12 protein-coding genes and 1 tRNA gene are annotated in these 12,939 nt (G+C 59.3%); 11 read left to right on the top strand and 2 right to left on the bottom strand.

All coding sequences use genetic code 11. The features are described from left to right. The first annotated feature begins 6 nt into the window (after positions 1–6). The 4 genes from BUB29_RS08775 to BUB29_RS08760 are packed head-to-tail and all read left to right on the top strand — an operon-like array spanning position 7 to position 2,875. A complete protein-coding gene (locus BUB29_RS08775; RefSeq protein WP_033523450.1) occupies positions 7–870 on the top strand; it encodes a hypothetical protein in 864 nt (287 codons plus the stop codon). Continuing rightward, a complete protein-coding gene (locus tag BUB29_RS08770; RefSeq protein ID WP_033523451.1) occupies positions 863–1,555 on the top strand; it encodes a hypothetical protein in 693 nt (230 codons plus the stop codon). Before BUB29_RS08775 ends, BUB29_RS08770 begins: the two co-directional genes overlap by 8 nt. Next, positions 1,552–2,211, top strand: a complete 660-nt coding sequence (locus tag BUB29_RS08765; protein WP_033523452.1) for a hypothetical protein — start codon at positions 1,552–1,554, stop codon at positions 2,209–2,211. Before BUB29_RS08770 ends, BUB29_RS08765 begins: the two co-directional genes overlap by 4 nt. Before the next feature lie 28 nt (positions 2,212–2,239). Beyond that, positions 2,240–2,875 carry an ABC transporter ATP-binding protein gene (locus BUB29_RS08760; protein ID WP_033523453.1) on the top strand — a complete coding sequence of 212 codons (636 nt, stop codon included), beginning with the start codon at positions 2,240–2,242 and terminating at the stop codon, positions 2,873–2,875. Positions 2,876–3,015: 140 nt separating this feature from the next. On the opposite strand, the gene BUB29_RS08755 is transcribed toward BUB29_RS08760, so the two are convergent. Further along, positions 3,016–3,987, bottom strand: coding sequence for an FKBP-type peptidyl-prolyl cis-trans isomerase (locus BUB29_RS08755; RefSeq protein WP_051915152.1), 972 nt, complete (start codon positions 3,985–3,987; stop codon positions 3,016–3,018). Between the two features lie 111 nt (positions 3,988–4,098). Between BUB29_RS08755 and BUB29_RS08750 the strand changes: the two genes are divergently transcribed. The 3 genes from BUB29_RS08750 to BUB29_RS08740 all read left to right on the top strand — a co-directional run bounded on the left by BUB29_RS08750 (position 4,099) and on the right by BUB29_RS08740 (position 7,591). After that, entirely contained in the window at positions 4,099–5,493 is a 1,395-nt protein-coding gene (locus BUB29_RS08750) for an MSCRAMM family adhesin SdrC (protein ID WP_234356164.1), read from the top strand. Beyond that, entirely contained in the window at positions 5,493–6,497 is a 1,005-nt protein-coding gene (locus tag BUB29_RS08745) for a DUF8094 domain-containing protein (RefSeq protein ID WP_033523454.1), read from the top strand. Before BUB29_RS08750 ends, BUB29_RS08745 begins: the two co-directional genes overlap by 1 nt. A gap of 125 nt (positions 6,498–6,622) precedes the next feature. Further along, complete coding sequence (locus BUB29_RS08740; protein ID WP_033523482.1) at positions 6,623–7,591, top strand: co-chaperone YbbN; 969 nt, start codon at positions 6,623–6,625, stop codon at positions 7,589–7,591. 83 nt (positions 7,592–7,674) lie between these two features. Here the strand turns inward: BUB29_RS08740 and BUB29_RS08735 are convergent, their stop codons facing one another. Continuing rightward, complete coding sequence (locus tag BUB29_RS08735) at positions 7,675–8,304, bottom strand: CYTH domain-containing protein (protein WP_033523455.1); 630 nt, start codon at positions 8,302–8,304, stop codon at positions 7,675–7,677. A gap of 203 nt (positions 8,305–8,507) precedes the next feature. Here BUB29_RS08735 and BUB29_RS08730 point away from each other — a divergent pair. From BUB29_RS08730 to argS, 4 genes are all read left to right on the top strand, one after another. Continuing rightward, a tRNA-Arg gene (locus BUB29_RS08730) sits at positions 8,508–8,580 on the top strand. A 324-nt stretch (positions 8,581–8,904) separates the two neighbouring features. Beyond that, positions 8,905–9,294: a Rid family detoxifying hydrolase gene (locus BUB29_RS08725; protein ID WP_033523456.1), complete on the top strand. Its 390-nt coding sequence runs from the start codon at positions 8,905–8,907 to the stop codon at positions 9,292–9,294. A 332-nt stretch (positions 9,295–9,626) separates the two neighbouring features. Then, on the top strand, positions 9,627–11,027 hold the full coding sequence (locus tag BUB29_RS08720; protein WP_033523484.1) for an amino acid permease: 1,401 nt from the start codon (positions 9,627–9,629) through the stop codon (positions 11,025–11,027). Between the two features lie 119 nt (positions 11,028–11,146). Continuing rightward, positions 11,147–12,937 carry an arginine--tRNA ligase gene (argS, locus tag BUB29_RS08715; protein WP_033523457.1) on the top strand — a complete coding sequence of 597 codons (1,791 nt, stop codon included), beginning with the start codon at positions 11,147–11,149 and terminating at the stop codon, positions 12,935–12,937. The last annotated feature ends 2 nt before the right edge of the window (positions 12,938–12,939 follow it).

Genomic DNA, 12,939 nt, shown 5'->3' with positions numbered 1-12,939 from the left:
GTGAGAATGATCAATGGTTCTTTGCTTTGTGGACAGATCAGACGTGGGTTATTGAGCATTCGTTTCCTACTGGTGTTAGTGCTGGCGGTAGTCATAGCCATCTTTCAGTGGTGGACGATACGACATGCGGGATATAGACTGCCATATCACCAGCCGACGTTCTTGGACGAGACGCTGTTGTTTTCCAGCTATGGCAGTGGAACTACGCTATATCAGTTTCTGTTTCCTTTTCTGGCCGCACTAGCTGGAGGAAGCACACTGGCCGTGGAACGTCGCAGTGGCAGATTGACGTTTCTGCAGGCTCGTTCAAGCTATGGCGTCGTGGAACGCACCTCCTTGTGCTCGGGTTTTCTGCTGGGAGCTCTGGGAGGCGTGCTCCCCTACGTCATCGATGTTCTCCTTGCTGCTGGGGGAAATCCCCATTTGTCGTTTATCGATGGCGTGGAGAGTTCGGATGTCGATATTGCGAGCTTCCAATTCATTCTGATTTCCGCGAATGGATGGGTTTATCCGATTTATCGGTTCAACCAGGTGCTGTGCATTGTCGTCGTCGGACTGCTAATGGCGGCACTGTCAGGATTGTTTGCATGCTTGGCTGTTGCGATTTCGCCGTTCGTAAGGCATCGGAACGTGGAAGTGCTCGTGCCGGTTGCCTTCCTGCTGTTGTGGTGGATGCTTCCGGGGATAATCCAGCTTTCCTCCATATCAAGCCATGTTGAGGAACTGAATCCAATTCTCTATCTCCAACTTGATGGTTTCGAAACGCCTGGGGCGAACATCGCGAACCTTATTGGCATCGCTATGACCTTGGTCGGTTTCCCGGCGATAGTAGCCGTATTGTGCTGGCTGCAAAGGAAGCGCCATGATTAACGATCTGTTTATGCCGATCAGACGTGTTTCCGCGCATGTGCGGGGTCTCATGTGGATTGCAGCTGCTTGCGGTTTAGCGTACTACTTATCAGTGTTGCAACAGTCTATGCCGTTGCCAGTATTGTATCGAGGCTGCATGGTGGAGCTCGCGGAGCGTGTGATTCTGCCTGCGAATCTCATGCTGTTTTGCATGGGCTGCGCACGTTTTGGCGCATTCGAACGTGTACGACGAGACCCGCGAGACGAATTCCGTCTGAATGCCGCGTGGCTGGCTCTTGTTGCGTTGTCCATAGCTGCAAGTGCCTGGGTTCTTTTCGTTGTGGCGAACATGCTTAAGGGCAGTCTGTGTGAATCGGGACAATGGTCGCTATGCGTGGTCATGCTGCTGCAACTGTTCATGATGAACATGTCGGTCGCATTGCTTGTGTGGCTGTTGATGAATCTGGGTATACCATGGGGGCAGATTCTGCCGCCTGCCATCGCCATTCCCATCATCGCCGATTTCTGTCTGAAACTGATGCCCGGAGATCTGACTCGATACGCTTTCTATTTCTGGTACCCGATCGGCGATTCCTTGGTGGCGGTGCTTGTCCGGCAAGTAGCGCCTTTCATCGGTTACTGCATACTGCTAACGATGGCGAACATGGCCGCGTTCAACTGTAGTGACAGATTGAGGTTGTCATGATGGCTTGGAGGCGAATCGTCCAGATATTGCGTGAAGGCAACGGTCTTCGTCTGATGCTTGTGCTCATGTACGTGGCGATGACGTACCGTTTTTACACGAGCGGCCAGGATTGCAGGATTTTCATCGGCATGTTCCGCGCCCCCGAGTCATACATGCCGTCCGGATTGGAAAGCAACCTGTACGCCATCGGATTCATGGTGGTTGGTGTGGCGTTGATGCTCGAACGCCCTTCGGAATATCTCAGCATTCCCGAGACGATGGTGTATGTGCGCAGACCCCGAGGTCTACCGAGATTCCTTGGATATTGCGCGATAGTGGGGGCGTATTGCCTCTTCTATGCCGGCGTGCAGCTGGCTGTGGCCCTTCATGTGGTGTACGCGTCCCCCAAACAGCTGATGATCGGTGCGGTATGCGCGGGCTGGACGTTGCTGGTGTTGGCATTGATCATCAACCTGGGCTATCTCGGCAGGAACCGCCCCTACGGTTATCTTGCGGCAATGGTGCTGTACATCGTGCCGTTGTCGTATATGCCGTTGATGCGCTGGCTGCTCGAATCGCCTCTGGGCGTACCGAATTGGAGCGTGACATTGGGCGTTCTGACGGCGGCGCTGATCGTGGCGAATTATGCGCTGTTCGAGCGTCTGGAAATCATCTGAATCATAGTCGTTTCGTAAGGAGAACATCATGTACATCACCATCGATCATGCGTCGAAGACCATCAAGAACAAGCAGGTGCTGCGGGATGTCAGCGCCGGGTTCGAACGCGGAAGAATCTACGGCGTGGTGGGGCCGAACGGTTCAGGCAAAACCATGTTGCTGCGTGCGATCTGCGGGTTCATCCGATTGGACGCGGGCACGGTGACCATGAACGGCGAGCCTGTCGTGTTCAATCGGAAGTTGCCGGACTCCGTGGGTGTGATCATTGAGAATCCGGGATTCGTGCTGTCTGAAACCGGTATGCAGAATCTGGAATATCTGGCCGGTATCAATAAGGATTTCGATCAGGAGGAAACGGAACGGCTGCTGCGACTGTTCGATCTGCTGGATCATGCCGACGCCAAGGTGAAATCGTATTCGCTGGGTATGCGGCAGAAGCTCGCCATCGTGCAAGCGCTGATGGAACACCAGCACCTCATCGTGCTGGACGAGCCGACGAACGGATTGGATCAGGAATCCGTGGCGATGTTCCTTGAGGAAATGCGACGTCAACGGGATCGGGGCGCCACCGTCATCATCGCATCCCATCACTTCGATGAACTCAACCAGATCGCCGATTATTGCTATGCAATGCGTGACGGCGTTCTCCGCGCTGAGGACTGAACCGCGGCTCGGGCTACGCTTGGGCAACAGGTCGAGCCGTAAACTGAAAAGGAGCCTTCCCGATACCCGGGAAGGCTCCTTCGCTATATCGGCCGAAATCCGCCGATTGAAATCCGCTACGGAACGGCTAGGGCAACCGATCAGTACGCGGCGAGAATATCGACCACGAACACCAGCGTGGAATTCGCCGGAATCGAGCCGGAAGCCTTATTGCCGTAGCCCTTGTCGGGCGGGATCACCAGCAGTACCTGCGAGCCGACCGTCTGACCGATCAGGCCATCCTTCCAGCCTTGGATGATCTGCCCGGACGATGAGACGTCGGCGTCGAACGTCGTGTTCTTATCCCACGAGGAATCGAACTGCTTGCCGTCGGTCGTCCAACCGGTGTATTTCACCACGGCGGTCATAGAATTCGTGATCTTCGTGCCCTTGCCCTTGATGAGCGTCTGGGTGATCTGCTTGTCGACCGAGCCCTGACCGTTCATATCGATGGACGGCTTGCCGTTCTTGCCCAGCGTCACCTTTGGTAGATTCGCCGGAACATCGGTGACCTGGTCGCCTTCGGCACGGGTGAGATCCTTTGACTTGGATACGAGCGTGTAGACGAGGATGTACGAGGTGTTCGCGGAATTGCTGTCGTTGATGCCGAATGCGATGGAGGTGTTGAGCTTCTGCCCGATCATCGCCTTGTACGGTTCGATCTGCTTGAGGTTCGAGTCGGACAGCAGGATGGAGCAGTCGGGGGTGTTCTTCTCCCATGAGCTCATGAGTTCGGAACCGTCCTTGACGTTTATCGCAATGCCTTGGGCGCACACGCGGTCGCCCTTCTGGATGGTATCGCCGTCGCCCTTCTGAAGGATCGCGTACGTGTTGTTCTGCACCGTCATCGGTGTTTTGAAGGTGACCTTCGGCTTCTCACCGAGCTTGCCGGTGGCGGTGATGCCGGAGATCTGGTCCATATTGACCGTCTGCTTGGAGGAATCGGAGGAATCCTTGTCGGATCTGGAGGAGTCGGAGCCGTTGGAACAGCCGGCAAGCGTGGCGCACATGGCCAGCGCGCATCCGGCCGCCAGAGCGGAACGGAGCAACATGGTGATCTTATGTGAATGCATGACAACTCACTCTAGCCGGGAACCCTGATTTTCCGGGTATAACGCCCTATTGTTAGAATGGTGGTGCTATGAGTTTTTTTGAAACGGACAAACGAATCCGAGGTCGAAGCCATGGATAACGAGCCAAGTGCAGAAAAGAAGGCGCGTCACCATGCGAGGCTGATGCGCGGTGTGGTGACACCGATCCTGGGTCTGCTCGCCGTAGCGTCCATCGGGCTTGGTCTTATGAACGCCACCGAGTGGAAGCCCAGTCGTACGATTACGGCGCAGACGCAGGTATCCGGAAGCCGTTATGTCGTAACGGACCCTGGCGTGAGCGGTCTGGTTGACGACGATGTGAAAGTGAACGTGTCGGTAGGTGGGGCGGAAAAGGTTTGCATCGCCTCCACATCGGCAAAGGATGCCACGGGATGGCTGTCCGGCGAAACGTACACGCGACTGACCGGTCTTGAGGACTGGTCGACGTTGAGCACGGTGAAAGCCACCGGAGATACGAGCGCATCCGCCGATGCCGCCGCAGAGGAACAGACAGGGGTCGATTTCAAGGATTCCGACATGTGGCGTGCGGTGACGTGCGATGAGAGGAACGTTGAAACCGAAATCAATGCCAAGAACAGTTCGGACGTGCTGCTCATCGACTTGGGCAAGAAACAGAATGCGGATGTTTCCCTCACATGGACGCGTAAGACGCTGCCCGATTTCGCGATGCCGTTCTATTTCGTCGGCGGACTGTTGGCGTTGGGCGCGGTGCTGACCGCATCCGTGTTCGCCATGCCGCCGCATCGTCGCCGCAACAAGCGTGTGGTGTCCGGTATGGCAGGTCAGCTTGAGGAACAGGAACAGCAACCGATTGAGGAAGTGTCCGTGAAGGATGCTGTGGCAGGAAGCCTGAGCGGTTTGGCCTCCGCATTCAAACCGCGTTCCAGGAGGAGCCGTAGGCATGCCGCCGCTTCGAATGATGAGATTGCGCAGCCGACCGTTGTCGATCCGTCCGCACGCAATCTGGTGGCGGATGCCGCCGGCGATACGGAAGCCGATGATGAGTCGGTGGGCGAGGAGACGTCGGTGATTTCCGCGGACGAACTGCAAGCGTACTTCGCGCGACTGGCACAGGAATCCGGGGAATCCTTCGGCATGGGAACGCAAACCGATGCCGAAGCCGACTCCGGTGCTGGTTCCGGTGCTGATTCCGGAACCGAAGACGCGGCTGAAGATGTGACCGAAGCCGAAAGCACGACTGAAGACGCGACCGAAAACGCGCCGGAAGAAACGGAAACCGAAGCTGCATCTGAATCCGCCGACAGCGAATCCGATGAATCGGACGATAAGGTGACGGACGAAACCGAATCCGATGAATCCGCTGAATCGAACGAATCCGAATCGGACGAATCGAACGAATCCGACGAAACGGACGCATCCGAATCGGACGAATCCGACAATAACGATACGGACTCCGCCGAGAGCGCACCTTCCGATGAGGAATCCGCCGAAGAGGAGGAAGCCTGATGAACAAACGCACCCTTACCAGAATCACGGCGCTCATAGCCAGCGCCGGCATGCTCGTCTCCCTTGCGGCGTGCGAAGGGCAGGTTCCGCAAGTCACGTCGACATCGTCCGAAAAGACCACGCCCGACCTGAGCACGGCCCAAGAGAAGGCGATCCGCAACAAGATCCTCGATGTGCTCGACGCCGCGGACAACAGCAAAAGCGCGGATGGCTTGGCCGAACGTGTCACCGGTCCGCAACTCGACGTGCGCACCAGCGAACTCACTATCGCGAAGGCGACCGGCAAGATGCAGGCCAAGGCGGTTATTCCGCGCAAGATCACGCAGACCGTCATCCCCGTCAACGACGGCTGGCCGCGCACCGTGTTCACCATCACGACCACAACCGACGACCAGCAGTCCAAGAGGCTTCTGGTCCTGACCCAGGATTCCGCGCGAGACAACTACAAGCTGTGGGGTGTCGCAAGGCTGTTCCAGGGCGCGAAACTGCCGAAGTTCGAAGTGCCCAAGCTGGGCAGCGAAATGGGCACGGCGAAGGATTCCAAGCTGGTGGCGACCCCCGCCGAAGCGGTCAACGAATACTGCGACCTGCTCAACAGCGGTGACTCCAGCAAATACAAGAAGGATTTCGCCGACGATATGTTCCGTGACGACCTGCAGAAGTTGTCCGCCACGGTGCAGCAGGGCATGGAGGCGAACAAGGGCACGCAGCAGCAGGTGTTCACCGTGCCGAAGGATCAGATCAAGATCATGCGTTCGGCGGACGGCGGCGATCTGGTCGTGGCTCGTATCGACTCGACGTGGACGCGTCAGGCCGGCGAAGGACGCGAATCGTTGCCTGCCTCGGATGAGGAGAAGGCGCTGTTCGGCGGCGGCAAAGCCACCAGCACGATGAAGGTCACGTACGTGAACGTGATCGCGCTGTGGGTTCCGGCAGCCGGGTCCGGGCAGCAGATCACCGCCGTGGGCGCGGAACGCCAACCCGTCAAGGTGGAGGCGCTGTAAGCCCGCATGATATAAGCCCGTATACCATATAGGCGATCCGTTGAACAGTGGATTTTGCGTAGCATGAAATCGTTGCTGGTACTTATAGTTAAGCCAGCAACGATTTTGTGTTTATGGAGGACACCATGGCAGGTCAGCAGCAGTTCAATCCGGGCGTTTCGTTGGCGGGTGCGGTCGATTTGGAGGCGTTGAAGCATCAGGTCAAAGCCGAACCCGGTCAGGCCGGTGGGGCGCCGGCGGCCGGCGGCTATGTGATCGACACGACTGAAAACACCTTCCAGGCGATGGTGCAGACCTCGACCACGTTCCCGATCCTGCTATTCCTGTGGGTTCCGACCGATGATCGTCTGTTCCCGATGGCACGCAAGCTCGCCGACGCGGTCAACGCGATGAACGGGCAGATTCAGATGTCCCGTATCGACATCGCAACCAATCCGAATATCGCCCAGGCACTGCAAGTGCAGGGCGCTCCGGCGATGTTCGCCCTGATCGGCGGCCGCCCGATGCCGTTGCTGCAGGGGCTGCCCAGCGATGAGGAAATGCAGCAGATCACCGAACAGGTGCTGCCGAAGATCGTGGCCATGGCCCAGCAGGCCGGCGTGAACGGAACCGCACCGTACTCCGGCGATCCTGATGCGGATGGTGCGCAGGATGAGGGTGCCGCGAATCCCGCTTCCGTGGTGCCGCCTGAGCATCAGGAGGCGTACCAGCTTGCGCAGGTCGGCGACTATGCCGGTGCCGCGGCCGCATACGCGCAAGTGCTCGAAGCCGATCCGAACGATGCACTCGCCGCGCGTGAACGTTCCAAGGCGCTGCTGTTGGCGCGTTCCGCCACGGCGAACGTGCGTGAAGTGCGTACCGCCGCCGCCGATCGCCCGGATGATGTGGAAGCGCAGCTCGACGTGGCCGATATCGATATGATCGGCGGGCAGATCCAGGATGCGTTCGACCGTCTGCTTGACTTCGTGGCGGCAGGCCATAAGGCGGATATCGAGCCGGTGCGCCAGCGTCTGCTTGAATACTTCACCATTCCCGAAACCGGGGATCCTCGTCTGGTGGCGGCACGTCGTCGTCTCGCCACGCTGATGTACTGATGCGATAAGCGATGCGCCGCACGCCGGCGCTCGCTTCCGAGCTTGTTGTACGGGCGTTCCGCGGATTTCTGCGGAACGCCTTTTCAGTCGCCCATCTTGTTCGTGCCGAACACTTGTTGGAAGCTGGGTCCTTTTTCGCTCAGCTCGGCCTCGAATTCTCCGGCCCACCTGCTGAACGGGCTTGCGGCCAGACTCTCGTTGCTGAACCGTGGTTGGTCGGTGACTTCGGTCAGGCAGAATTTCGGAATCGTCAGATTCGTCACCGGCCCGCTGCGTGCGGCTTCGGCGATGATGAGCGGCGCGTTCGTCGCACCGAACACGTCCACGTTCCACCCATCTTCGGCGATCCACACGGAATAGCGGTTCTTGATGACCGTATCGCCGCCGCGCGTGATCAGTTCCGCCGCGATGCGCGTATCGATCTCCATTTCCTTCTCATACCGTGTTCCCAGCGAGGCCGGACCCTTCACCGTCACATAGGCGTGGGAGAAGGCGTCACGGTAGTTGTGCAGCACATCGATGGGGTAGGTGTCGCAATCCATGACGAGATTGATGCTGCGTGATGTAAGCCGCACGCGCAGCACGTAATTGTTGGAATGCACGTAATAGCTTTGGATGACGAGTTCCGGAGGATTGCCCTTGCGATATTCAGCGGGCAGCGCATGGCAGAAGAAGCGGCGCTCGTATTCGAAATCATTCATTGGCTCGGACATAACTCAAGTCTAGACGGTTTCATTACGGCGCGGATAGGCGAAGCGCGGCGATTTGAGGCTTTTGCTGGGGTTTTATCTGGTTCGCCTTGGGCTTCGGGTGCGGGGTGCTGGTGCGGGGTGCGGGCGCGGGATGCGATTGGGGCAGTCGGTGTGCTCGATGGCTGAAGTTTTCGCTCAGATGGTGTAGAGTAGGGGAGTTGCTTGGGTTTGTAGCTCAGTGGATAGAGCGTCTGTCTCCGGAACAGAAGGTCGTGGGTTCGATCCCCATCAAGCCCACTACAGGGGTTGCCGACGGTATGCCGGAAATCCTTTTCATGCCGAAAATATACTGAAAATCCGGTGTTCGCTTGGGCTTTTGTCAGCCTTTGAATCGTTGCATCTTTCGATGTATGTGTCCCGTTTAGGTACCGTTTTAGGTACCGCTGTTCGGGTGGTGTACCCGTCTGCTAACCCACCCGCAGTGGCCGGATTGCGGGCAGAGCGAACGGTCATGCAGGCTGGGCAAGTAGACTGCTGGGAAAGACGTCAAACGGCATCGGTTCGCCGCTCATCGTTCGGTGTGTGCGGCGTGACGTATGCCCTGATTGCAAGGAGTGCACAATGAACGAATCCCTGGAAGAAGTGGCGACTTCTCAGGCTCCGGCGGCGCTGGGCGCGTACAGCCAGGGCGTGAAGGCGAACGGCTTCGTGTTCGTCTCCGGCCAGCTGGGCATTGATCCGGCTACCGGCGAACTGGCCGGTGCGACCGCAGGTGAGCAGGCGGCACAGGCGCTGAAGAACATCAAGAACATCCTCGATGCTGCAGGCAGCAGCCTCGACAAGGTCGTGCGCGCCACCATCTACATGAAGAACGTCGATGATTTCAAGGAGGTCGACGCCGTGTACGCTCAGACTTTCACCGGTTCCGTCAAGCCGGCCCGTGTGGCCTTCGGCGGCAACAACATTCCGAAGGGTGCGCTCGTCGAGATCGACGCCATCGCCGTGCAGTGATGATCGCAACGATCGCAGCACAGTGACATTGGCCCCGGTTCCGTCCGGGCACGATTCGTCTGGCCCCGTGCGAAGTTGATTCGCGCGGGGCTTTTGCATGCCGCCACAGGCGTACGATAATCCGAATACTGCCCCATGCGAGGGCTTCGCGTACCCGCATACCGTATAGTTGCCCCTTGGATGCGCGTGCCGGAACGGCCGCATCCATCACAGTATTGCGGGCAAGGAGCATACGAATGACCGTGCAATCGGATAATGAACGCAGACGGCCTGAAACAGCGGGGGAGCCGGGCGTAACGCAAACGGTGGAATCCGCGCAAACGGCAGAAGCCATGGAAACGGAAGCAACGGACGAGCATAACGGTCTCGAACGCAAGATGAGCGCCCGCCACCTGACCATGATCTCCCTTGGCGGCGTGATCGGCACGGGCCTGTTCCTCAGCTCCGGCTACACCATTCACCAGGCCGGACCGTTCGGCGCGATCCTCGCCTACGGTATCGGTTCGCTGCTCGTATATTTCATCATGCTGAGCTTGGGCGAGTTGTCTGTGGCCATGCCCTACGCCGGCAGCTTCCACCTGTACGCCAAACGATTCATCGGTCCCGGCACCGCGTTCACCATCGCCGTGCTCTACTGGCTGAACTGGGCCGTGGCGCTCGCCTCCGAATTCACCGCGGCGGGCCTGCTCATGCAACGATGGTTCCCCGATTCTCCCGCATGGATATGGTCCGCGGTGTTCATCGTCGTGGTGTTCCTGCTCAATATTCTTTCCGTACGCTTGTACGGTGAATCGGAATTCTGGTTCGCCAGCATCAAGGTGATTGCCATCATCGCGTTCATCGTGGTCGGCCTGTTCGCGATCTTCGGCATCATCCCCATCAAGGGCTACAGCCATGCGCCGCTTTTCGGCAACTTCGTCTCCGAAGGCCTGCTGCCGAACGGCATCATCCCGGTCTTCTCCACCCTGCTCACCGTGGTGTTCGCCTTCTCCGGCACCGAGGTCGTGGGCGTGGCCGCGGGCGAAACCAAGGACCCGCAGAAGGCCATCCCCAAGGCCGTGCACACCACGGTTTTGCGTCTCGCCATCTTCTTCATCGGCTCCATCGCCGTCATGTCCGCGCTCATCCCGTGGCAGAAAGCCGGCGTCGACACCAGCCCGTTCGTGCTCGTCTTCCAGTCCATCGGCATGCCGTTCGCCGGCGACATCATGAACTTCGTGGTGCTCACCGCCGTGCTGTCCGCCGCGAACTCCGGCCTGTACGTGTGCTCGCGCATGGTGTGGTCGCTCGCCAAGGAGCATATGATCCCGTCCGCGCTCGCCAAAACCAATTTCCATGGCGTGCCGGTGTTCGCCGTGCTGTTCAGCATGGCAGGCAGCCTGCTCGCCCTGCTGTCGTCCGTGGTGGCCGCGTCGACCGTGTATCTTGCGCTGGTCGCCGTGTCCGGCTTGGCCACGCTCGTGGTGTGGGCGTCGGTGTCCGTATGCCATATGCTCTTCCGCAAGCGTTGGATCAGTGAAGGCCATGCCGTGAGTGAACTGCGCTATAGGGCTCCCGGCTACCCGTTCGTGCCGATCGCCGCGATCGTGATGTGCATCGGTGCGCTGGTGCTCGTGGTCCTCGACCCATCCCAGCGTTCGACGTTGCTGTACATGATCCCGTTCGTCGCGCTGTGCTACGTGGCCTATTACGCTTCCGAAGCGTGGCGTCGCCGCAGGAACGGCAAGCGCTGAGCCGTACAACCCGCGGTTTCACCCCTCGTTTTCCCTCCGCTCGGGCGTGTGTTCCACGCCTTGAAGCGAAGCGGAATCGGAGGGGTGTTTCTGTCTGCGCGCTCGGTAGACTTGGAGGAATGAGTCCAGAAGCGCTTAGTGAACTGATTTTCAACATCGTCAACGACCTTGTGAACGAAGGCAAGGCCGGTACGTTAACCGCAGATCTTATCCCCCCGCAGGCCAAGTTCGCCGTGATGCGTCCGAAGGACCGCGCGCACGGCGATTGGGCATCCAACGCCGCCATGCAGCTGGCCAAGAAGGCCGGCATGAAGCCGCGTGACTTCGCCGAACTGTTCGCCGCCGAACTCGTCAAGGCGGACGGCATCAAGTCCGTGGAAGTGGCCGGCCCCGGCTTCATCAACATCGTGCTCGACTCCGCTTCCGCCGCAGCCGTGGTGGATTCCGTGCTCGAAGCTGGCAGCGCCTACGGCAAGAACGATCATCTCGGCGGCGAAACCCTGAACCTCGAATTCGTCTCCGCCAACCCGACCGGTCCGATCCATATCGGCGGCACCCGTTGGGCCGCAGTCGGCGACTCCATGGCCCGCGTGCTCGAAGCCAACGGCGCCAAGGTCGTACGTGAATACTACTTCAACGATCACGGCGAGCAGATCAACCGTTTCGCCAAGTCCCTCGTCGCCGCCGCACACGGCGAAACCACACCGATCGACGGCTACAAGGGCGCCTACATCGATGAGATCGCGCAGCGCGTCATCGACGAAGCCAAGGCGGACGGCGTCGACATCCTCGCTCTGCCGCGCATCGACGGCGGCACCGACGAGAACGGCGAACCGTTGGGCGAAGGCGATTCCGAACAGCGTGAGGAATTCCGCAAGCGTGCGGTCCCGATGATGTTCGACGAGATCCAGAAGTCCATGAAGAACTTCCGCGTCAACTTCGACGTGTGGTTCCACGAGAACAGCCTGTACAACGATGGCGAAGTCGACAAGGCCATCGCCGACCTGCGCGAACGCGGCGACATCTTCGAAAAGGACGGCGCCACCTGGTTCGCCTCCACCAAGCATGGTGACGACAAGGACCGCGTGATCATCAAATCCGACGGCCACTACGCCTACTTCGCCGCCGACATCGCCTACTACCGCAACAAGCGCCACCGCGAGGTCAACCCGGCCGACGTGGCCATCTACATGCTCGGTGCCGACCATCACGGCTACATCGGCCGCATGATGGCCATGTGCGAGGCGTTCGGCGACAAGCCGGGCGAGAACATGCAGATCCTCATCGGCCAGCTGGTCAACGTGATGAAGGACGGCAAGGCCGTGCGCATGTCGAAGCGCGCCGGCAACGTCGTCACCATCGACGATCTGACCGACGCCATCGGCGTGGATGCCTCCCGCTACTCGCTGGCACGCACCGACTACAACTCCCCGGTCGACATCGATCTCAACCTGCTCGCATCCCACAGCAACGAGAACCCGGTGTACTACGTGCAGTATGCGCACGCACGCTCCTGCAACGTGGATCGCAATGCCGAAACCGCCGGCATTACCTACGAAGGCGCCGACCTGAGCCTGCTCGACACCCCCGCCGACGGTGAAGTGCTCGCCGCCCTGGTCCAGTGGCCGGCCCTGCTGCGCGAAGCCGGCAACCTGCGCGCCCCGCACCGCGTGGCGCATTATCTGGAGGATCTTGCCGCCACCTACCACAAGTGGTACAACGTCGAACGCGTGGTCCCCATGGAACTCACCGATCCGGAAGCCCGCAGCGAGGAAGCGGAAGCCCTGCGCATCGCCAAGGCCCCGGAACCCGCCCGCGCCGCCGCGCGACTCAAGCTCAACGACGCCGTCAGGATCGTGATCGCCGAAGGCCTTGACCTGCTCGGCGTCACCGCTCCGGAAAAGATGTGATC

It is taken from the genome of Bifidobacterium merycicum DSM 6492, assembly GCF_900129045.1.
GTDB classification, from domain to species: domain Bacteria; phylum Actinomycetota; class Actinomycetes; order Actinomycetales; family Bifidobacteriaceae; genus Bifidobacterium; species Bifidobacterium merycicum.
Note: the sequence above shows the minus strand (reverse complement) of the source record. Positions and strands in the feature narration are given on the sequence as shown.